This is a genomic window from Mediterraneibacter sp. HA8405, assembly GCF_056148955.1.
The window spans coordinates 1110754-1130802 of record NZ_CM148758.1 but is presented as its reverse complement, the minus strand read 5'-3'; the positions used below and the strand labels follow the sequence as shown (position 1 = coordinate 1130802).

General features: G+C 45.7%; 22 protein-coding genes, 1 pseudogene and 1 riboswitch. Of the genes and pseudogenes, 5 read left to right on the top strand and 18 right to left on the bottom strand.

Annotated features, from left to right (window positions below; translation table 11 throughout):
• Positions 1-3: 3 nt before the first annotated feature.
• The 9 genes and pseudogenes from AC0QUU_RS05325 to AC0QUU_RS05285 all read right to left on the bottom strand — a co-directional run.
• A pseudogene (locus AC0QUU_RS05325) lies at positions 4-258 on the bottom strand (DNA-3-methyladenine glycosylase I); the annotation flags it as partial.
• A gap of 37 nt (positions 259-295) precedes the next feature.
• The gene (locus AC0QUU_RS05320; protein WP_474545015.1) at positions 296-970 is read right to left on the bottom strand and encodes a DUF1287 domain-containing protein; all 675 of its coding nucleotides are present in this window, start codon (positions 968-970) and stop codon (positions 296-298) included.
• 58 nt (positions 971-1028) lie between these two features.
• Positions 1029-1472 carry a GNAT family N-acetyltransferase gene (locus tag AC0QUU_RS05315; protein ID WP_474545014.1) on the bottom strand — a complete coding sequence of 148 codons (444 nt, stop codon included), beginning with the start codon at positions 1470-1472 and terminating at the stop codon, positions 1029-1031.
• 220 nt (positions 1473-1692) lie between these two features.
• Positions 1693-1932 carry an RDAC family protein gene (locus AC0QUU_RS05310; RefSeq protein ID WP_474545013.1) on the bottom strand — a complete coding sequence of 80 codons (240 nt, stop codon included), beginning with the start codon at positions 1930-1932 and terminating at the stop codon, positions 1693-1695.
• 43 nt (positions 1933-1975) lie between these two features.
• A complete protein-coding gene (locus AC0QUU_RS05305) occupies positions 1976-2623 on the bottom strand; it encodes a cell wall hydrolase (protein ID WP_474545012.1) in 648 nt (215 codons plus the stop codon).
• A 349-nt stretch (positions 2624-2972) separates the two neighbouring features.
• Positions 2973-3599 carry an ECF transporter S component gene (locus AC0QUU_RS05300; RefSeq protein ID WP_474545011.1) on the bottom strand — a complete coding sequence of 209 codons (627 nt, stop codon included), beginning with the start codon at positions 3597-3599 and terminating at the stop codon, positions 2973-2975.
• 191 nt (positions 3600-3790) lie between these two features.
• Positions 3791-3927, bottom strand: a riboswitch (FMN riboswitch).
• 403 nt (positions 3928-4330) lie between these two features.
• On the bottom strand, positions 4331-4864 hold the full coding sequence (locus tag AC0QUU_RS05295; RefSeq protein ID WP_474545010.1) for a hypothetical protein: 534 nt from the start codon (positions 4862-4864) through the stop codon (positions 4331-4333).
• A complete protein-coding gene (locus tag AC0QUU_RS05290; RefSeq protein WP_474545009.1) occupies positions 4855-5514 on the bottom strand; it encodes a DnaJ domain-containing protein in 660 nt (219 codons plus the stop codon). Before AC0QUU_RS05290 ends, AC0QUU_RS05295 begins: the two co-directional genes overlap by 10 nt.
• Entirely contained in the window at positions 5495-6346 is an 852-nt protein-coding gene (locus tag AC0QUU_RS05285) for a DUF5685 family protein (protein WP_474545008.1), read from the bottom strand. Before AC0QUU_RS05285 ends, AC0QUU_RS05290 begins: the two co-directional genes overlap by 20 nt.
• A 326-nt stretch (positions 6347-6672) precedes the next feature.
• On the opposite strand from AC0QUU_RS05285, the gene AC0QUU_RS05280 reads away from it, so the two are divergent.
• The gene (locus AC0QUU_RS05280) at positions 6673-7236 is read left to right on the top strand and encodes a biotin transporter BioY (RefSeq protein ID WP_474545007.1); all 564 of its coding nucleotides are present in this window, start codon (positions 6673-6675) and stop codon (positions 7234-7236) included.
• Between the two features lie 19 nt (positions 7237-7255).
• Here the strand turns inward: AC0QUU_RS05280 and trxB are convergent, their stop codons facing one another.
• The 8 genes from trxB to AC0QUU_RS05240 form a co-directional block, all read right to left on the bottom strand.
• A complete protein-coding gene (trxB, locus tag AC0QUU_RS05275; RefSeq protein WP_474545006.1) occupies positions 7256-8158 on the bottom strand; it encodes a thioredoxin-disulfide reductase in 903 nt (300 codons plus the stop codon).
• A gap of 3 nt (positions 8159-8161) precedes the next feature.
• The gene (locus tag AC0QUU_RS05270) at positions 8162-10531 is read right to left on the bottom strand and encodes a ribonucleoside triphosphate reductase (RefSeq protein ID WP_474545005.1); all 2370 of its coding nucleotides are present in this window, start codon (positions 10529-10531) and stop codon (positions 8162-8164) included.
• Between the two features lie 213 nt (positions 10532-10744).
• Entirely contained in the window at positions 10745-11440 is a 696-nt protein-coding gene (locus AC0QUU_RS05265; protein ID WP_474545004.1) for an anaerobic ribonucleoside-triphosphate reductase activating protein, read from the bottom strand.
• Positions 11441-11537: 97 nt separating this feature from the next.
• Positions 11538-12332 (bottom strand): pyrroline-5-carboxylate reductase, encoded by a 795-nt coding sequence (gene proC, locus AC0QUU_RS05260; protein WP_474545003.1) that lies wholly within the window; start codon positions 12330-12332, stop codon positions 11538-11540.
• A 39-nt stretch (positions 12333-12371) separates the two neighbouring features.
• Positions 12372-12644: an acylphosphatase gene (locus tag AC0QUU_RS05255; protein WP_474545002.1), complete on the bottom strand. Its 273-nt coding sequence runs from the start codon at positions 12642-12644 to the stop codon at positions 12372-12374.
• A gap of 35 nt (positions 12645-12679) precedes the next feature.
• Entirely contained in the window at positions 12680-13642 is a 963-nt protein-coding gene (locus AC0QUU_RS05250) for an SPFH domain-containing protein (RefSeq protein ID WP_474545001.1), read from the bottom strand.
• Positions 13639-14115 (bottom strand): NfeD family protein, encoded by a 477-nt coding sequence (locus tag AC0QUU_RS05245; protein ID WP_474545000.1) that lies wholly within the window; start codon positions 14113-14115, stop codon positions 13639-13641. Before AC0QUU_RS05245 ends, AC0QUU_RS05250 begins: the two co-directional genes overlap by 4 nt.
• 72 nt (positions 14116-14187) lie before the next feature.
• Positions 14188-14697 carry a hypothetical protein gene (locus tag AC0QUU_RS05240; RefSeq protein ID WP_474544999.1) on the bottom strand — a complete coding sequence of 170 codons (510 nt, stop codon included), beginning with the start codon at positions 14695-14697 and terminating at the stop codon, positions 14188-14190.
• A gap of 375 nt (positions 14698-15072) precedes the next feature.
• On the opposite strand from AC0QUU_RS05240, the gene AC0QUU_RS05235 reads away from it, so the two are divergent.
• From AC0QUU_RS05235 to AC0QUU_RS05220, 4 genes are all read left to right on the top strand, one after another.
• On the top strand, positions 15073-15333 hold the full coding sequence (locus AC0QUU_RS05235; protein ID WP_474544998.1) for a TM1266 family iron-only hydrogenase system putative regulator: 261 nt from the start codon (positions 15073-15075) through the stop codon (positions 15331-15333).
• Between the two features lie 13 nt (positions 15334-15346).
• Complete coding sequence (gene hydE / locus AC0QUU_RS05230; RefSeq protein ID WP_474544997.1) at positions 15347-16405, top strand: [FeFe] hydrogenase H-cluster radical SAM maturase HydE; 1059 nt, start codon at positions 15347-15349, stop codon at positions 16403-16405.
• Between the two features lie 119 nt (positions 16406-16524).
• Entirely contained in the window at positions 16525-17946 is a 1422-nt protein-coding gene (gene hydG, locus AC0QUU_RS05225; protein WP_474544996.1) for a [FeFe] hydrogenase H-cluster radical SAM maturase HydG, read from the top strand.
• A 417-nt stretch (positions 17947-18363) separates the two neighbouring features.
• On the top strand, positions 18364-18615 hold the full coding sequence (locus tag AC0QUU_RS05220) for a helix-turn-helix domain-containing protein (RefSeq protein ID WP_474544995.1): 252 nt from the start codon (positions 18364-18366) through the stop codon (positions 18613-18615).
• A gap of 160 nt (positions 18616-18775) precedes the next feature.
• Here AC0QUU_RS05220 and purD read toward each other — a convergent pair whose 3' ends face one another.
• A complete protein-coding gene (gene purD, locus AC0QUU_RS05215) occupies positions 18776-20047 on the bottom strand; it encodes a phosphoribosylamine--glycine ligase (protein ID WP_474544994.1) in 1272 nt (423 codons plus the stop codon).
• Between the last annotated feature and the right edge of the window lie 2 nt (positions 20048-20049).

The following is a 20049-nucleotide window of genomic DNA, read 5'->3' as shown; positions in this document are numbered from 1 at the left end:
GTTCATCCTCTCTGTTTCCAGAATCCTCTGAATCTCTTCCTCGCCGTATGACGCTACTTTGTCAAAGCTGAAATTATCAAAACAATTTCTGAATATCTCCCTCTTCTGGATCATCATATTCCAGTTAAGCCCGCACTGCATGACTTCCATCATCAGAAATTCAAACTGCTTCCGGTCGTCATGCACCGGAACGCCCCACTCTTCATCGTGGTAACGGATCATCTTTTCATTGCACATACACCAGGGACATCGCTCCATATCTTTCCTCCATTTCCCGATCTTTCACCGGTTTCTCTTATTCACTGATGCGGTAATGCCCGATAATATCATCCCGGCTTTCAAGGATATCCTCCTCATAAGACTTCTGAAACGGGCCATTATGATGAATTACATAGGACACACCGTCATCATTCCTCTTATCAGAAACAATCCCAATATGATTCTCGAAAATTACAATATCTCCGCCCTGCCACTGATCGATATCATAAATATCTGTTGTAAGCGGGATCGCCGTATGGGCAAAATACACTTTCAGATTGTTCACTCTCCGGAAATCAATGTTAATGTCAGGCTTCTCTATGCCATAATCCTGAGGATGTGCATTTATATCTTCTTCCACCAGTTCCATAAGATCATAACCGGCGCTTCGCAATGCATTTGCCACAAGATCCGTACAGACGCCATACTCATCGTCAGGGTATCCTGTAGAATAATATTTACTTTTATAGACCGGTTTTGTGGCGATATACTCTCTTGCACCCTGGAGAATATCCGTCTGATCGTCAATCCCGTCTCCGTCCTTATCCACAGAACTGTGGATGTCGGCTATACCGAAGTCTTTATTCTCTTTCGCCTGAACCGGCGCACTGCTTGTTCCGATAAAAAAATAACGACAGCGCCAGGCAATACACCCGGCTGCAGTCAGCAGGATCAGAATAACTGCTGAAATAATGATTTTTTTCCTGGGCATAGGTTATCGCCTCCTTTTTCACAAGTTCTGACCAGAAGTTATCTCTCTATAACAACAATCAGCATATTGATCCCTTTCCTTTCCATTTCATCAGATATTCTTTCTCGTCTGTACTTTTATCTACAGTCCTGTCTATGATCTGAAATCCTTCCCGCTCATAAAATCTGACAGCGCGCTCATTCTTCCGGTATACATTCAGCGTCAGCTCCTGCTTTTTCTCCTTAACAAAATCCAGAAGCGCTTTGCCGATTCCTCCAGACCGGGCTTCTTTTCGTACAAAGATACCGGCGATATATTCCTGATCCAATCCGACAAATCCCTCAATCTCATTTTTACATTCGTCCATATAGACGTACACTTCCGCCTGAAGCAGCATTTTCTTTACCGGAAGGAAATTATTTTCCCAGTATTCTGCGGGAATAAAGTCGTGGGCGTCTCTGTTTGCATCCAGCCAGATTTGTGAAACTGTATCGATATCTGTTTTTTGTAATTCTCTTATCATATTCTATACTCCACAAATGAATGACTCATAATATAATACATTTCCCGGCATTCTATTTCCAGAATGCTTCTATATTTTCTGATTATCTGAAATACAGAGGCATTACCTGCCCCTGTATTTCTGTTTTCATTTCCTATCTTAACACGGGCAAATATATCCGTAAAGCATAAGCGGCAGCGATTATTGCCTGTATCGCTGCCACTTATATCTTATCCTGTTTTTACTTTTCCTCACACGTAAAGTACAGTCCGTCTTCTGAAAAATGGACTGCAACATTTTTCTGCCTGTAATAATCCTCAATACACTTCACAGCGTTCATTTTCCTGTCATCTGTCAGACAGCACTCTCCCGGCGGTTCTATACATCCTGTATTTTCATCTTTATAAGATACATGGTATCTGGTATCTTTTCTTTTTAGTTCGGCATTCAGAAGTACAATATCGGCATAATCAATCTTCATAGAATTCCTCCTTTTTAACCGGAAGAAAGGGTTCAGCCCCGGGTTACCGGAAGAAATGATCTCCGATCTGGTAACCGCTGCCCCCTGCGCTGAAGTAAAGGCAATCTCCTACCGGATTGCTGCCGGCAAGTGCATCTTCCGCAGCCTGCATGGCGGAATCGGTATATCCTCCGCTGGCAAGCACAGAATCCAGCCACCCTGTCATTGCCGGAGTAAACTGTCCCGACTGGTATATAACATCTGTAATTGTATCCGGATATGAACTGCTTTTTACCCGGTTCATTACGACTGCTCCGACTGCAACCTGTCCTTCATACGGCTGATTTCCCGCCTCACAGAAAATCAGCGCCGCAAGCAGTTCTTTATCCGCCTGAGCGGCGGCTTCCCGCGCTGCCTGTTCTTCGGCAAGTCGCTTCGCCTCTTCAGCTGCTTTTCTTTCTTCCTCCTGCTTCTTCAGGTAAGCGTCCTGTGCTTCTTCAGCCGCTTCTTCCGTTCTATTTAAAATTTCTGTATGGATTTCCTGCGGAATTTCTCCAAAATCCCACTCTGCGTATACCGGTTCTCCTTTTCTCATCAGAAGTGATATATGGTCACTCTCCGCGGCAAAACTTGTAAACCCTGTCAGAAGCGCTGTGCTGGCAGCCGCAAGGTACAGGGTCAGGATAAATCTCCTGTTTTTATTATATTTCATATACTCCTCCTCTTAACTTATTGCAATATCTTTATGTAGTTCTTAATTAAATATATGCATTATTTTCATTTATATTACAGATATTACAAAAATGTTACGGAGGCTATTCTAATACAAAATATTTATCTTGTCAACTTTTTTATTTCATTTTTATTTTCCCCTTTTATCGCACAAATTCAGTCCGTCTGTATTCAAATAAAAAAATCTGCAGAACACGCTTTACTATGTGGAAAAAGGAACTCTTTCTCCAAAAATAATGAAAGCTGTCGTTTTGCAGACTTTTCCAAAAAATATTTATTCCGATGCAGATATTCTAAAAACCGTCCCGGCCCATCCGGCACAAAATGAATTAACGCATTCTGAAAATCGGACTGATTTTTTTATAAATCAGGAATACAATTACAGACACCAGTATACCTTTCAGAAGATTAAATGGCGCCACTGCAAACATTACAAATGTAGAAATACCTGTAATGCCGGAGTTTACTGCCGTTCCCATCGCAACCAGTTTATCCATGGATAATCCGAATGCCACAGCATAAGTCGGAAGAAGGACGAAAGCATTAATAACACAACCGATCACTGTCATCAGCAATGTTCCTGTAATCATCCCGATAAGCGCATTTTTTCTCGTTCTGTTTCTCCGATAAATAAGTCCCGCCGGAACACAGAGAGAGCAGCCGATTATAAAATTGGCAAGTTCTCCGACCCCAGCAGTATCAGTTCCTGTAATCACGAAATTAAGCAGTATTTTAACCAGCTCAATCAAAGCCCCGGCCAGCGGACCCATGGCAAAACACCCCACCATAACCGGCACTTCACTAAAATCAATTTCATAGAAAGCCGGTGCAAATGGCAGAGGAATTTCGAAAATCATCAGAATTACGGCTACCGCTGCCAGCATTCCGATTTTTACAAGTGCTTTCACTCCGAATTTTGGCTCTGCGTGAATCATTGTTTTTGTTTCTGTACTCATTTTTCATTGCTCCTTTTCTTCCTGCTCCGCAGGATATAATATTATTTGGAAAAGGAAATCTTTCAGGAGAACCGCCTCAGGAACTTTTTCTGTGAGCTGCTGCGTCAAAAAACCCCGGACAATGAATGTCCGGGGTACTGAATCTGCTCCTTATGGCTCTGCTTACGGAATACTAAAACTCCATGTAAGTATATTCTCTTCTCTCATCCAGACTATACTGTCGGTACCGGAATTCTTTCTATCACTAAAAAGTCACCGGTTCAGCCGCCTCAAGCGGGTCGCGGACTATACCGCCGGTTGGGACTCTCACCCGACCCCGAAGATCTATTACTTTTTCCATCATTTAATATAATCCTTTCTGCTCCTGATTTCAAGTATTTTTTCTTATTATTGTACTTCCCGGCTCATCTTTTATTGCCATACCACGTTTGACTGCTTCACATTTTTTTTCACTTTTGTTCATAATCCATTCAAAACTTCATCACACTTTTTACACAACTAATTTATATACTATAATTGTTCTTAAGAAGAACACTTTTTCATAAACTTTTTCCCCCTTTGAGTCACAGAAATGTGACTCTTTCCTTTTGCAGAGAATTATTCCAGTAATAAAATATATCCCCTCAGAACAAAAACGGGCAGTTCCGAAGAACTTCCCGTTTTTCTACATAATAAACAAAGCAAGCGCCTGCCGGCGGCTTTCCTTCTGTGTGTTCCATATCAGTCGGTATTCAGTTAATTATTCTTCCGCGCATCTTTCCCCACACGTGCGCCTGAACATAATCATATGCCATGTCAAAAATAAACAGTCCGACCTGGCCTCCCGCAAGCACACCGGCCAGAACTATATCTGATATAGCCTGCGCAAAAAGAAGGTTTCGGAACACAAACACTATCGGGATATACATAATATTAAAAATCACATATTTTGAAACCCAGAAGAAAAGCTTTCTTTTCTTCATTTCGTGTCGTTTTTCCAGCCATCTCCACACCGCTTCAATTCCCCAGATATAAAATCCCATCGCGGCAAATGTAATTACATAAAATTTGTTCGGTGCTGTAATAAATCCAAGCAATACGGCGGCAATGTAAAAAGCTGCTCCAGCCCGCAGACCGAACTCACGCACAACAATTCCCACAAAAAAGGATGCCGCCGCAAGCAGAAACAGTGTACTTGTCTCAATAATGCTGCCAAGGGCCATGAAAACTACTGACAGAGCCAGAAGCAGGCCTCCGAATGCCATCGTTTTTGCTTTTACATGCATGAACAAAGATCTCCTCCCATACATTCACATAGCTGATCCGCAATACACAGGTCACAGCACATATTTCCTGTACCGCAGGAATAACCGCCTCCGTAACCTGCCCCATAGGGACTGCTCTGATATCTTCTGCTGCTGAAGTCAAGCTGATTTAAAAGCTGTCTGTACTGAAGATTATTCGGTTCCATATTCACAGCCTGAGCCGCATGGTCTCTTGCAAGAACATTATTTCCCAGTCCCGCATTTGCACATCCGCTCAGGTAATACCACATTGCCGATCGCTCCGGTATTTGATCCAGTGTATTAAGTGCTTCCCGAAACCGTCTGCTGTTGATATAGTTTACCGCTGCCTGAAGTCTGGGATCCGGTGCGCCGCTCTGAGAAGAACTTCCGCCATAAGAATAACTGCCCGAACTGCCGGAAGATGAGCCTCCATAGGAATAACTGCCTGAACTGCCTGACGAGCGTTCATGCATAATCGTGTCATATGCTTCCTGCACTTCCTTAAATTTTTCCTCTGCCAGATCGGCCAGAGGATTATCTACATTGGCATCGGGATGATATTTCCGCGTAAGGTCACGGTATGCCTTTTTTATCTCATCATCCGATGCACTGGGAGACACGCCCAGCACATCATATGGGTTTTTTGTCATTTTTCCCTTCCTCACTTTTCTTCATCTGTATCTTATTATAGCGATTCCAGACTCCATCATACAATATATTTCTCAAAATGTCCACATCTACCAGGCATGGAAGACGCTCAAATTCTGCAGTACTCTCCGCAATCATCATGCACAGAATCTGCTGCATCCGTTCCTCATAATCTTCTTTCTCATAAATTTTCTTCAAAGGATTGTATCTGCCCTTCTCCATATCATCTGGAAGATCTTCATAAGCATCCATAATATATATATATTTTCCGAGAAAAAATCCCATCTTTCTGAGACTTCGCTCCCATGCATCTTCACGGTACACGAACAGTTCTTCCATCAGCCGCCCGAAACACCCTGCCGTACGGTCAATATCTGTACTGCCGGCTTTCTCACATTCTGCCAGAGCCTTCAGTTCACGCTGAATAGCCTGGCTCTGCCTGGGATAAGCTTCCGCGATCTTCCGGGCTTTTTTCCGAAGCAGATTCCCTGTCATCAGACTGCTGACTTTCCTTTCATCTTCCCAGTCATCTTTCATATGATAATATGCCAGCAGCACATTCATTGCCGCCGCATAAGATGTAATCTCATTTCTGAGCATCCGCTGCTTTTTAACGGGATGAACCTTGCAGCGATGCATCTCTGTCTTCGTCTCTGTCTCATACAGGGAAGACAGCAGGATAACCGCAAATGTCATATCATAGGTCAGAGTCATCTGTCCCATAAAACCATACTCTTCTTTCAGAGAACGGCAAAGTCCGCAGTAATATGCCTTATATCTTTTTAAATCTTTCACCTTCAATTCTGGTTCACAGATCATAACATAGCCAAACATGGTTTTTATCTTCCTTCCCGATTACGCAGACCTTTATCCGGAGCGCTGTCTTCTGCTATTATAGCACGCATATACCGGGCCATTCATAACATTTTTATAAAATAATCTGTAGCACTTCTTTCAATCAGGGTTATTCTTTTTACAAACTCTGCCCGGGTGCCGGTAAGCCGGCTCTACAGCAATTTGTTAACCATATATATATTTTAGTTGACAATTGGTCTGCCATGCATTATATTGTCTTACAGAAAAACCGGACCATCTGAAAACACAGGCAAATTGTTCTGCCATATGTCACTGATGATCCGTTAACAAGGAGATAAAAAACTATGTCTGAATTCAGAACCGGGGGCCGCACTGCGCCATCCCGCACTAAAATGTTGACCGTTACCGGACTGATGACCGCCGTCATCTGTATCGTGGGACCTGTCTCAATCCCGATACCGGTAAGTCCTGTTCCTGTCACACTTACAAATTTTGCCGTCTGCATAGCTGTCTATGTACTCGGTCTGAAAGCCGGAACCGTAAGCTGTCTGATCTATCTCTGCCTGGGAGCTGCCGGACTCCCTGTATTTTCCGCATTCAGCGGAGGTATCGGAAAACTGGCAGGACCTACCGGCGGATATCTCGTCGGATTTCTTTTTCTTGCATTGATTCAGGGTTCCCTGATGTTTCGCTTTCCCGGGAAGAATGCCGCAGCCGTAATCGGTATGATCCTCGGAACTGCCGTATGCTATTGCTTTGGAACCGCCTGGCTGGCCGGACAGATGCATCTGTCCTTTGGCGCTGCGCTGACTGCCGGCGTAATTCCCTATCTGCCCGGAGACGCTGCAAAAATCATCCTCGCCGCTCTGGCCGGTCCGAAACTCAGTACAGCGGTACGAATAATATAAGAGAGGTTCCTCAGACACCTCACCCGATATACTTGCAGGCTGCCAGAGCCGCAACCGCGCCATCGGCAGCCGCCGTTGTAAGCTGGCGCACTTCCTTTGTCCGGCAGTCTCCTGCCGCAAAGATTCCCGGCGCAGACGTCATGCAGTCTTCCGCCGCAAGTATAAACCCGCTTCCGTCCAGCTTAACTACATCCGCAAAGATCTCATTCTTCGGAATCTGCCCTACAGCAATGAATACTCCGGCTACATCAAGTCTGAAATCTTTCCCTGTCTTTTTATTGGTCAGAATCAGCCCTTCCACCATATTGTCACCCAGGATGTCTTTCACTACGGTGCTCAGAACAAATTCAACATTTTCTTTGGCGGAAAGCCGTTTTACTATACTGTCCTCCCCGCGGAATTCGTCTCTCCGATGTACCAGATAAACTTTATTGCAGTAATTAGACAGAAATTCTGCATCCTGAAGAGCAGTGCTTCCTCCGCCGATCACAGCTACGTCCCGTCCGCGGAAAAACGCGCCATCGCAGGTAGCACAGTAAGAAACTCCTGCTCCGGTCAGCCGTTCCTCATTGGCAATTCCCAGATGTCTGTGCGTCACACCTGTTGCAAGGATAACGCTTCTGCAGGGATATACTCCCCCGGTCGTCTCTACTACTTTAATTCCATCCTCACTTCGAATCCCTGTTACCTTTTCAACCACAGTCTCCGCCCCCAGCTTCATTGCCTGATCGAGCAGATTCATGGAAAATTCACTGCCGCTTACGCTGGCAATTCCCGGATAATTTTCCACATTCGGCGACGATGTAATCTGTCCGCCGAAATTGCCTCCTTCAATAATAATCGTTCTCTTTCCGGCCCGCTGACCGTAAATAGCGGCCGTCATCCCGGCGGTTCCGCCTCCTACAATTCCGATATCGTACATAAATCAGCCTTCCTTTTCTGCATAACTTTTTATATTTGATGCATTTGCAAATTTTGAAACTTCACCGTCTTTTACCACAATCAGCGTAGGCGCCTGCATCACTCCGTACTGTTCCACCAGTTCTCTGTTTTCTTCCGCATCTACAATCTCATAAGGAATATGTGCTTTCTCAAGAGAATTTGCAGCCACACGACAGTTCGGACATGTTCTGGTCGTAAACAGAAGGGTTCTGGTTCCTTCTGATCCCGCCTTTGCCTTTGCTTCTTCCTGGGCCGCGGCCTGGGTTCTCGGACGCATATGGGAGTTTGTAATATCATATACCCGGCGTTCCCTGAACTCCTGTGTCTTTCCGTCATTCCAGTTTTTCACCGGACGGTAATATCCCGTAATACGGCTGTAAACTTCCGTCTCGGCTCCGCAGTACGGACATTTGTACTGCTCACCCGTAATATAGCCATGATCTTTACAAATCGAATAGGTGGGTGACATTGTATAGTAGGGAAGTTTATAGTTTTCTGCAATTTTTCTTACAAGAGCTGCCGCCGACTTCCAGTCAGGCAGTTTCTCGCCCAGGAATGTATGGAATACGGTTCCTGATGTGTACAGAGTCTGAAGTTCATCCTGTATATCCAGAGCTTCAAATACATCGTCTGTATATCCTACGGGCAGATGAGAACTGTTGGTATAATAGGGTGTTCCATTTTTCTCCGCTGCCGTAATAATATCCGGGAACTGTTCCACATCGTGTTTCGCCAGACGGTATGTGGTTGATTCTGCCGGCGTTGCTTCCAGGTTATAGAGATCACCGTACATCTCCTGATAATCCGACAGGCGTTCACGCATATGATTCAGCACATCTTTCGTAAACTGCCGGGTCTCCGGCGAAGTCAGGTCTTTCCGGATCCATTTTGCGTTCAGACCCGCCTCATTCATGCCGATCAGGCCGATTGTGGAGAAATGGTTGTCGAATGTACCAAGATATCTTTTTGTATACGGATAAAGCCCTTCGTTGAGAAGCTTTGTTATTACTGTACGCTTGATGTGGAGAGAACGTGCTGAAATATCCATCAGCCTGTCGAGTCTCCTGTAAAAGTCTTCCTCATTTTCCGCCAGATATGCGATTCTGGGCATATTTATTGTGACGACCCCTACAGACCCGGTGCTCTCTCCGCTTCCAAAAAATCCGCCGGATTTTTTGCGCAGCTCTCTCAGATCCAGACGCAGTCGGCAGCACATGCTCCGCACGTCGCTCGGCTCCATATCGCTGTTAATGTAATTTGAAAAATACGGTGTGCCATACTTTGCGGTCATTTCAAACAAGAGCCGGTTGTTCAGCGTATCGGACCAGTCAAAATCTTTTGTGATCGAATACGTAGGAATAGGATACTGGAATCCTCTTCCTTCTGCATCGCCCTCAATCATTGTTTCAATAAACGCCCGGTTGATCATATCCATCTCTTTCTTGCAGTCGCCGTAAGTAAAGCCCATCTCTTTTCCGCCCACAATTGCAGGAAGGTTTTTCAGATCATTGGGCACGGTCCAGTCCAAAGTAATATTGGAAAACGGCGCCTGAGTTCCCCATCTGGACGGGATATTTACGCCATAGATAAATGATTCGATACATTTTTTTACCTCGGGATAAGTCAGATGGTCTGTCTTTACAAAAGGCGCAAGGTATGTGTCAAAGGATGAAAACGCCTGTGCACCCGCCCACTCGTTCTGCATAATCCCCAGGAAATTGACCATCTGGTTGCAGAGCACGCTTAAATGCTTCGCCGGCGCTGATGTAATTCTTCCAGGGATTCCGCCCAGCCCTTCCTGAATCAGCTGCTTTAAAGACCAGCCTGCGCAGTATCCGGTAAGCATGGACAGGTCATGAATGTGGATATCCGCATTTTTGTGAGCTTTCCCGATCTCCTCATCATAGATCTCGGACAGCCAGTAATTTGCCGTAATGGCGCCGGAATTGCTCAGAATAAGACCGCCCACCGAATAAGTTACTGTGGAATTTTCTTTTACGCGCCAGTCCGTTACTTTGACATAACTGTCCACAATTTCCTTATAGTCCAGCAGGGTAGAATTAAGATTGCGGATTTTCTCCCTCTGTTTTCTGTATAAAATATAGCCTTTTGCCACATCGTCATATCCTGCCTGAATCAATACGGACTCAACACTGTCCTGAATATCTTCCACCGAAATCAGTCCGTCACTGATCTTCGGCTCAAAAGCCGCCGTTACCTTCAGCGCCAGCATGTCAATAATATCCTGATTGTAGTTCTTCTCCTGCGCCTCGAAAGCCTTCCGGATTGCTTCACTTATTTTCACAAGGTTAAATTCCGCGACCTTGCCGTCTCTCTTTTTAACCTGATACATATTCACCTTTCTCCTTTCCCTCTTCTGCATCATTATCTATTCCGTTCTCTTTCCCTTTAAAGGGCGTCTGAACTCATTCTATCATTCATGTATATTTTATGTCAACAAAAAACACCAACATCTAGTATGTTTCTTTTTTAACAAAGACTAGATATTGATGTTTTCTGCATTTTCCATATTTTGCCGCATATGCCGGCGCCGGGGGATTTCCGGTCAGTCAACTCCCCGCAGCTGTGCTCCGGGGATATATTTTCTTACAATTGCCAGTGCCTGTTCCAGAATATCTTTCGTATAGGCCCGAAGGCCCGGCTGTATCACATCCCCGGAATCCACAAAACACTGGAGATAATATTTTTCCGCTCCCCTCAGCCAGCGGCCGATTTCTTCAAAATCATCTCTTTTGTGAAACTCCCGCACCACCGTGGTACGAAACTCATAAGGCACGGCTCCTGAGATAAGATACTCAACGCTTTGAATAACATTTTCCGGATTATACTCCTTGATTCCTATAGTCATCCCATACTTCTCCGGTACATTTTTGATATCCATGGCCACATAATCAATCAGTTTCCGGTCCGCAAGATATTTCAGACGGTTCACATTGCTTCCGTTGGTATCCAGTTTGATCAGATATCCCATTTCCTTTACTTTGTCCATGAACGTCTCCAGATCCGGTGACAGCAGCGGCTCCCCTCCGGTAATGCAGACGCCGTCAAGAATTCCCTGCCTCTTCTTCAGAAAAGCCAGCACTTCCTCCCGGGAAATATCATTTGCCGGATCAATATGCGTCACAAGAGAAGCATTGTGGCAGAAAGGACAGCGGAAATTACAGCCCGCAAGAAAAACCGTACAGGCCACTCTGCCCGGATAATCTAAAAGAGTCAGTTTCTGAAGTCCCTGTATATTCATAGTCTCTCTCCTAATGGATCCTGCGTTTTTTGCTGATATCATTGTAATCGTCTGACAACTTGAGCAAAAGGGGACTGACCCCTTTTACTTTAATTGTCTATAAATTTCTGGAAACTTCAGCGCATGCTTTCATTGCCTCTATTACTGCGCTGCGCAGTCCTTTTTCTTCAAGAACCCGGACTGCTTCGATTGTTGTTCCCGCCGGAGAGCATACCATATCTTTCAGCTCGCCCGGATGTTTTCCGGTTTCAAGCACCATTTTCGCGCTTCCGTAAACTGCCTGGGCAGCAAACTGGTAAGCCTGCTGTCTTGGCATGCCTTCTGCCACTGCTGCGTCTGCCATGGCTTCAATAAGCAGAAATACATAAGCCGGAGAGCTTCCGCTTACAGCTACAACCGCATCAATCAGATGCTCCGGCACGACTTCAACTTTTCCGAAAGATCCCAGCAGTTCCAGTGCATATTTTTTTTCGTCTTCTGTAACATAGGCATTCGGGCAGGCCGCTGTCATTCCTTCTCCTACCAGAGCCGGTGTATTCGGCATAGTACGGACAATTTTAACCGGCTTCTGAAACTGCTCTCCCAGCCATTCCAGAGTCTTTCCCGGCGCAATGGTTATAACCATCTGTTCTTCCCGGATACAGTCTCTGATTTCCGCAATAGTCTGCGCATAGAACTGCGGTTTTACAGAAAGGATAAGCACTTCTGACTTTTCGGCCGCCTCTTTATTGTCCGCGGTCACGTTAATTCCGTATTCCTCCTTCACACGCTCTCTGCTCTGCGGCATAAGATCTGCGCCGATTATCTCCTCCGGGGCAATAAGACCTTTTTTAATAATGCCTCCCATAATCGCTCCTGCCATATTCCCTGTTCCGATAAATCCTAATTTCATTGTCTGTTTCTCCTCTCGTCTATTGAAAATAATGTCTGACTAGTACTTTACGTCAAAGCTGCGTTCCTCTTCCAGCGGGATTTCTTTCGTGTCCATCCATTCAATTGATATAAACCGGGAATGGTTCATTCCTGTAAGCAGCTTGTTAATCAGCTGCTCTCTTCCCTGAACTTCCATGGTTACCGTTCCATCCCAGTCATTTTTTACCCACCCGGTCAGTTCCAGGGAACGGGCAAGATATTTGGCTGTATACCGGAATCCCACTCCCTGTACACGGCCGTAAAATACGATATGTTTTCGAACTTCTGACATATACGCTTCCTCCGGAAATAAATATACGCTTTATGCTACTGCTGCGGATTTCCTTTATCGTCAGCGGCCACTTCCGTAATGGATTTGACCAGTCCCGCAATCTCCTGAATCTGGGAGGGAACAATAATCTTGGTGGCCCTGCCGTCCGCAGCTTTTTCAAATGCTTCCAGGCTCTTCAGAGTCAGAACGGCGTTATCCGCTCCCGCCTCTTTCAGGAACCGGAGGCCGTCTGCAGTTGCCTGCTGGACTTTCAGAATTGCCTCCGCTTCACCTTCTGCCTCGCGGATCATCTTCTCTTTTTCTGCCTCTGCCTTCAGAATTGCGGCCTGTTTTGCCGCCTCTGCCTCAAGGATTACGGACTCCTTCTGCCCCTCTGCCACAAGAACCGTAGATTTCTTCTCACCTTCCGCCCGGAGAATAGCCTCACGTCTCTCACGCTCTGCTTTCATCTGCTTCTCCATAGCATCCCGTATCGCCGTCGGAGGAACAATATTCTTAAGCTCTACCCGGTTTACTTTGATTCCCCAGGCATCTGTTGCCCGATCCAGTTCCGCGCGCATTTTTGTGTTGATCGTCTCACGGGACGTGAGCGTCTGGTCCAGCTCCAGATCTCCAATAATGTTTCTGAGGGTAGTAGCCGTCAGATTTTCAATAGCAATAATCGGGCTTGCCACACCATAACAGAACATTTTTGGATCCGTAACAGAATAAAAAACAACCGTATCAATCTGCATGGTTACGTTATCTTTTGTAATCACAGGCTGCGGCGGGAAATCCACCACCTGCTCTTTTAAATCAATCCGCCGCGCAACCCGGTCAATAATGGGCAGTTTAAAATGAAGCCCTGTATTCCAGGTAGTAAGGTAAGCGCCCAGACGCTCCACAACAACCGCTTGCGCCTGATGTACAATCTTGATACACGAAATCAGAATCAGTACCACAAGAACTACAAGAACTAAAACCAGAATAACCCCGATGCTGATAAATGAATAATTCATACTGTCTCCTCCTCACATTTTTCTACAATCAGTTTTACCCCTGAAACAGCCACAACTCTGGCAAGTGCGCCCGCTTCAAATATATCACTGTCATTTCGGGAACGGACCGTCCACTCCTGTCCGTCAACCACACTTTTTCCGGTCTGGTCCAGATTATCTACTTTTTCTGTAATCCGTATAACCTTCCCGATCTCTCTTTCATAATTTGTTCTGACCCGTTTTCTGTTGAGATGCTTCTCTGCCCACGGCCGGGTAAAGATAAGCAGAACAACGGAAACCGCCAGAAAGATGATGATCTGAATGATAAGATTCGCCCCCAGGACATTTGCCGCCAGCGCGGCCAGCGCCCCTGCCGCGAACCAGATCGTAGTCAGACCGACTGTGATGATCTCAATCACCAGCAGCAGGATAAACAGCCCCAGCCAGATAAGATTCAGCATGGCCGGAGAAATGTTCAGAATATCTGCTCCCATATATTATCTCCTTTTCGTAAAATATTGTTTCAGATTCGGTTTTATTCCCCCTCATCCCCGGAATAATCCACATCATAATACCCTTTGGCAGAAGCCGGAATCACAATCCCGCGCCCAACAGAAATCTCTGTTCCTTCCGGAAGGAAAACCGATTCTGTCAGCGGATTCTCCTGTATCCGGGATCTCCCTTGTTACATACTCATAGGGATCGTAATCAACATCTTCGTCATCATAGGAATCACCAAAATATGTATATGTATCAAAAACCGAGCCGGAATCTGAAGAAATATCCTGTATGACTGTCTGTACGACTTCTATTATCGTAGGCAAAAACGAGAACATTATAATCAGCAGAATAACAATTATTGTAAGGCGTCCGCTTTTTGTTTTTCTATTGTTTGCCGGACGAACCGCACGCCCCGCGCTGTAACTCCGCTGTTTTTGTTTCTGTCGGCCTTCCTCCTGTGACGCACCTCCTGAATAAGCGGTTTCCCGTTTATAAATCGTATTGTCCAGTCCGCAGAGTATACACCGTCCTTCTGACAGCTTCCCTCCACACAGACTGCATCTCCATTTTGCCATAATCACCCCTCCGGGAAAGACTTATAAAAATATATAAGCAATCCATTTTATTATATCACTTTTTTCATCCCGTACAAAATCAGTATAACAGATAACGTTCAGAATGTTTCTTAAGATTTTCCGTCTGTCATATCTGACACATCTGCCTGATTTCCTGTATTGTATATTTTCTTCCGATATGTTACACTCATTTTTAACAAGACACACGTTCTGACGGCAAAGGGCATCCTGAGTCATAAGGCGCAGATATAGATTAAGATCTGAAGGGATTTTCCCCCTTCTTTTTCCTGTCTTCGCGCCATATGGCGCTTTTTCTTCGTCTGCTTTCCCTTTCCTGCTCTGAATATGTGCCAGTTTATTTTAAGGAGACTGACAATGGATACGAGAATCGCTTTAATAGGAATTATCCTTGAATCCCGGGAATCTGTAGATGCACTGAACCACCTGCTCACTGAATTTGGTGAGTACATCATCGGACGGATGGGAATCCCCTACCGGGAAAAAGGGATTCACATTATCAGTGTGGCGCTGGATGCCCCTAATAATGTGATCAGCTCTCTTTCGGGAAAGCTGGGCATGCTGCCCGGCATCAGCACGAAAACAATTTACGGCAGAAATATCCCGTCTGCAAAGTAAAGGAGAAACAGTCATGGGTACAGATACTGATTTAAAAGTCCTGATCGACCGGCTGGAACAGACCCGGACTCTCTCCCGGGAGGAATGGAGCATACTGATCCGCGGCCGCACGCCGGAACTGGCGGAATATCTGTTCCAGAAGGCAAGAGTCATCCGCATCCGGCATTATGGCCGGGATATTTTTATCCGGGGACTTATTGAATTCACCAATTACTGCCGGAATGACTGCTATTACTGCGGCATCCGCAGAAGCAACGGATGCGCTGCCCGTTACCGGCTGACAGAAAAAGATATTCTGGCCTGCTGCGAAAACGGCTACCGGCTTGGTTTCCGTACTTTTGTCCTCCAGGGCGGCGAGGACGGGTGGTATACGGACGATCGGATGACCGATATTATTTCTTCCATCCACAGTGCATGGCCGGACTGTGCTATCACACTTTCCATCGGAGAGCGTTCTTTTGAGAGCTACCGGCGTTTTGCCCTGGCCGGAGCGGACCGTTATCTGCTCCGCCACGAAACTTTTGATGAGGCACACTACCGGAAGCTGCATCCCCCTCATATGAGTGCTGCTCACCGAAAGCAGTGTCTGTGGGATCTGAAAAGACTCGGCTATCAGGTGGGGACCGGATTTATGGTGGGATCCCCTTATCAGACCCCGGAAAATCTGGCCGATGATATGTTGTTCTTAAAGGAATTCAATCCCCAGATGGTAGGAATCGGCCCCTTTATTCCTCACCATGGCACTCCTTTTGCAGGGAAACCGGCAGGAACACTGGAGCTTACTTTGTTTCTGCTGGGATTAATCCGACTTATGCTTCCGCGTGTTCTTCTCCCCTCCACCACTGCTCTGGGCACGATTGCACCGGATGGAAGGGAACAGGGAATTCTGGCCGGCGCAAATGTAGTGATGCCAAACCTTTCTCCACCTCAGGTACGGGAAAAATATCTGCTTTATGACAATAAAATCTGTACCGGCGACGAAGCTGCCGAAAGTCTGAAAAGCCTGAACGCCCGCATGAAGTCAATCGGATACAGGCTGACCATAGCCAGGGGCGATTCGCTGAACATCTGATCTATTGCCACAGAAACATCCGGCAATGTGCAGAAATACCGCCGCACAGAATCCACCCGGTTATCCTAATCCATACAAATTCTGAATCATATAAAATAGAAAACAGGAGGAAATTTACAATGTACGATGTAAACTCGAAATGCGCAGATGATTTTATTAATCATGAAGAAATTCTGGACACGCTGGCCTATGCGGATGAAAATAAGGAAAACATAGAGCTGATTGACGCGCTGATTGAAAAAGCGAAAAAAAGAAAAGGGCTTTCCCACCGGGAGGCATCCGTTCTTCTGGCCTGTCCCATTGAAGAGAAAAACCAGGAAATCTATGCTCTGGCTGAACAGATCAAAAAAGATTTTTACGGGAACCGGATTGTTATGTTCGCTCCCCTTTATCTGTCCAACTACTGCATAAACGGCTGCACCTACTGTCCTTACCACTCCAAGAACAAACATATTCCCCGCAAGCAGCTTTCGCAGGAGGAAATCCGCCGGGAAGTTATCGCCCTTCAGGATATGGGCCACAAACGTCTGGCACTGGAAGCCGGAGAAGATCCGGTGCGCAACACAATGGATTATTACCTGAAATCTATTGAAACCATTTACAGTATCAAACATAAAAACGGCGCCATCCGCCGTGTAAATATTAATATTGCCGCCACCACTGCAGACAATTACAGACTGCTGAAAGAAGCCGGAATCGGCACATATATCCTGTTCCAGGAAACGTATCATAAAGAGAGCTATCTCGAGCTCCACCCCACCGGTCCGAAACACGATTATAATTATCACACAGAAGCTATGGACCGGGCTATGAAAGGCGGAATCGACGATGTAGGCCTTGGCGTACTATTCGGCCTTGACAAGTACCGTTATGAGTTTGCCGGGCTGCTGATGCATGCCGAACATCTGGAAGCAGCCTTTGGCGTAGGTCCTCACACAATCAGTGTACCCCGTCTGAAACATGCAGATGATATTGATCCGGATCAGTTTGATAATGGAATCGATGACGATACATTTGCCAAAATAGTGGCCTGCATCCGCATCGCCGTGCCTTATACCGGCATGATCATTTCCACAAGAGAAAATCAGGCTACAAGGGAACGGGTTCTTCACCTGGGCATTTCCCAGATCAGCGGCGGTTCCCGCACAAGTGTAGGCGGCTATTATGAGCCGGAACCGGAAGACGCCAGATCCGAGCAGTTCGACGTCAGTGACAACCGCACTCTGGATGAAGTTGTAAAATGGCTGATGGAGATGGACTATATCCCCAGCTTCTGTACAGCATGCTACCGGGAAGGTCGTACCGGCGATCGTTTCATGTCCCTGTGCAAGAGCGGGCAGATTCAGAACTGCTGCCACCCGAATGCTCTGATGACACTAAAAGAATACCTGATGGACTATGCTTCCCCCGAAACAAAAGCCATCGGCGACCGACTCATTGAAAAGGAAGTTCTCAATGTTCCAAATGAAAAGGTAAGAAATGTTGTACTCGAAAATCTCCGTCTGATTGAGCAGGACAACAGAAGAGATTTCCGATTCTGATTAAAAACAGCCGTAACAGCGGATATAAATCTCAGCCGTGAATAATTATCAGATATAAAGAGCCGTAACAGGAGCAGTTCAGCATATCATTCCCTGACCCGCTCCTGTTATGGCTTTTATTTTTTCTTCTGTCAATAAACAAACTGTGACTTTAATAAGTATTCTGAAAAAAAGTATACACAATCCAGATTATATGAGCCGTAAATACAAACGAACTGTCTGTGAATTGAAGCAGAACTCCAAGTATTCCTAAAATAATTATCCCGAAAACATACACCGCTGCTTCCATTCTCCCCTCTTTTCCTCCTATGTATATTTCATTTTGACATTTAGTAAATGTCATTTAATTCTGGTTTTAGCATATCCTGATTTTATTGACAATCAGTAAATGTCAAAATATAAAATCAAGGAGTTTCTATGTACAAGAACAAATCAATTGAAGGGAAAAATAATATCTGCGGAGAAAAACTGGCTGCACTGAGAAAGCAGGCTCTTCCGAAAATGTCCCAGAGAGCCTTTGCCGATAAACTGCAGCTGCTGGGTATCGATCTGGACAAAAACGCAATACAGAGAATCGAATGCGGAAAAAGATTTGTAACAGATATTGAGCTGAAAGCCTTCGCACAAATACTCGGAATCACAACCGATGAACTGCTGGACGAATCATAATTTAAAATTGCGATGGAAAAATTAAAACCGGAAAACCGGCGTTAAGATTCACAATGGAATTGTCCGCGCGAACGCAAGTTTCCATTGTAAATCTTGTTTTTAGCCGTTTTTCCGGTGTTTTCGTATCTTTTTTGTCCATATGTCCCAGATAATTTAAATTTTACGCTTCATCAATCGCTTTTCCGATATCGTGGCGCATGTATTTGTTTTTAAACTGCACCCACCCGGTTGCCGCGTATGCGTTTGCCCTTGCTTCTTTCAGGTCTTTGCCTTTTGCTGTTACGCCAAGCACACGCCCGCCGTTTGTCACAATTGTATCGCCGTCAAATTTTGTTCCCGCATGGAAGCAGTAGTATCCTTCATGTTTTTTAAATTCATCCAGTCCGGAAATGGGGAATCCTTTGTCATATTTTACCGGATATCCCTCAGATGCCAGTACGACGCAGACTGCCGCGTTATCTTCAAACTGCAGATCGATCTGATCCAGTGTTCCGTCAATACAAGCTTCCACTACGTCAATGATATCGTTTTTCATACGCGGTAGTACTACCTGAGCCTCCGGATCACCGAAGCGGGCATTGTACTCCAGAACCTTCGGTCCGTCTTCTGTCAGCATCAGTCCGAAGAAGATTACCCCCTTAAATGGACGGCCTTCCGCCGCCATAGCGTCAACAGTGGGCTGATAGATATATTTCTCGCAGAATTCTTCCACATCTTTTGTATAGAAGGGGCTGGGTGAAAAGGTTCCCATACCGCCGGTATTAAGACCTGTGTCGCCGTCTCCCGCGCGTTTGTGATCCTGTGCGCTTGTCATCGTCTTTATCGTTTTCCCATCTACGAATGACAGCACAGACACCTCTCTGCCCGTCATAAACTCTTCGATTACCATCTCATTTCCGGCGGAACCGAATTTCTTATCCAGCATAATTGTCTTTACGCCCTCTTCTGCTTCCTGCAGATTTTTGCAGATCAGAACGCCTTTTCCGAGGGCAAGTCCGTCAGCCTTGAGAACAATCGGAAATCTCGCCGTCTTCAGATATTCCAGAGCCTTATCCGGATCTGTAAAGTTTTCATATGCTGCTGTAGGAATGTTATACTTTTTCATCAGATCTTTGGAAAATGCTTTGGATCCTTCCAGAATCGCTGCGTTTTTCCGTGGTCCGAAAGTGCGGACGCCTGCTTCTTCCAGCACATCTACAAGACCGCCTACCAGAGGATCGTCCATTCCCACAATACACAGATCAATCTCTTTTTCTTTTGCAAATGCGGCCAGCTTATCAAACTCCATTGCTCCGATATTCACACACTCGGCATACTCTGCAATCCCTGCATTGCCAGGCGCGCAGTAGATCTTGTCCGCCTTCGGGCTTTTTGCCACACTTGAGGCAATGGCATGCTCTCTTCCGCCGCTTCCAACTATCAGTACCTTCATAA

Coding starts and splice junctions, on each gene's coding strand:
- hydG (WP_474544996.1), top strand. CDS start 16,525: ATGTACGATGTAAACTCGAAATGCGCAGATGATTTTATTAATCATGAA.
- AC0QUU_RS05310 (WP_474545013.1), bottom strand. CDS start 1,932: ATGAAGATTGATTATGCCGATATTGTACTTCTGAATGCCGAACTAAAA.
- AC0QUU_RS05305 (WP_474545012.1), bottom strand. CDS start 2,623: ATGAAATATAATAAAAACAGGAGATTTATCCTGACCCTGTACCTTGCG.
- purD (WP_474544994.1), bottom strand. CDS start 20,047: ATGAAGGTACTGATAGTTGGAAGCGGCGGAAGAGAGCATGCCATTGCC.
- AC0QUU_RS05245 (WP_474545000.1), bottom strand. CDS start 14,115: ATGGGAGCAGATATTCTGAACATTTCTCCGGCCATGCTGAATCTTATC.
- AC0QUU_RS05280 (WP_474545007.1), top strand. CDS start 6,673: ATGTCTGAATTCAGAACCGGGGGCCGCACTGCGCCATCCCGCACTAAA.
- AC0QUU_RS05250 (WP_474545001.1), bottom strand. CDS start 13,642: ATGAATTATTCATTTATCAGCATCGGGGTTATTCTGGTTTTAGTTCTT.
- hydE (WP_474544997.1), top strand. CDS start 15,347: ATGGGTACAGATACTGATTTAAAAGTCCTGATCGACCGGCTGGAACAG.
- AC0QUU_RS05295 (WP_474545010.1), bottom strand. CDS start 4,864: ATGCATGTAAAAGCAAAAACGATGGCATTCGGAGGCCTGCTTCTGGCT.
- AC0QUU_RS05315 (WP_474545014.1), bottom strand. CDS start 1,472: ATGATAAGAGAATTACAAAAAACAGATATCGATACAGTTTCACAAATC.
- AC0QUU_RS05220 (WP_474544995.1), top strand. CDS start 18,364: ATGTACAAGAACAAATCAATTGAAGGGAAAAATAATATCTGCGGAGAA.
- AC0QUU_RS05235 (WP_474544998.1), top strand. CDS start 15,073: ATGGATACGAGAATCGCTTTAATAGGAATTATCCTTGAATCCCGGGAA.
- AC0QUU_RS05240 (WP_474544999.1), bottom strand. CDS start 14,697: ATGGCAAAATGGAGATGCAGTCTGTGTGGAGGGAAGCTGTCAGAAGGA.
- AC0QUU_RS05290 (WP_474545009.1), bottom strand. CDS start 5,514: ATGACAAAAAACCCATATGATGTGCTGGGCGTGTCTCCCAGTGCATCG.
- AC0QUU_RS05255 (WP_474545002.1), bottom strand. CDS start 12,644: ATGTCAGAAGTTCGAAAACATATCGTATTTTACGGCCGTGTACAGGGA.
- proC (WP_474545003.1), bottom strand. CDS start 12,332: ATGAAATTAGGATTTATCGGAACAGGGAATATGGCAGGAGCGATTATG.
- AC0QUU_RS05320 (WP_474545015.1), bottom strand. CDS start 970: ATGCCCAGGAAAAAAATCATTATTTCAGCAGTTATTCTGATCCTGCTG.
- AC0QUU_RS05300 (WP_474545011.1), bottom strand. CDS start 3,599: ATGAGTACAGAAACAAAAACAATGATTCACGCAGAGCCAAAATTCGGA.
- AC0QUU_RS05285 (WP_474545008.1), bottom strand. CDS start 6,346: ATGTTTGGCTATGTTATGATCTGTGAACCAGAATTGAAGGTGAAAGAT.
- AC0QUU_RS05270 (WP_474545005.1), bottom strand. CDS start 10,531: ATGTATCAGGTTAAAAAGAGAGACGGCAAGGTCGCGGAATTTAACCTT.
- AC0QUU_RS05265 (WP_474545004.1), bottom strand. CDS start 11,440: ATGAATATACAGGGACTTCAGAAACTGACTCTTTTAGATTATCCGGGC.
- trxB (WP_474545006.1), bottom strand. CDS start 8,158: ATGTACGATATCGGAATTGTAGGAGGCGGAACCGCCGGGATGACGGCC.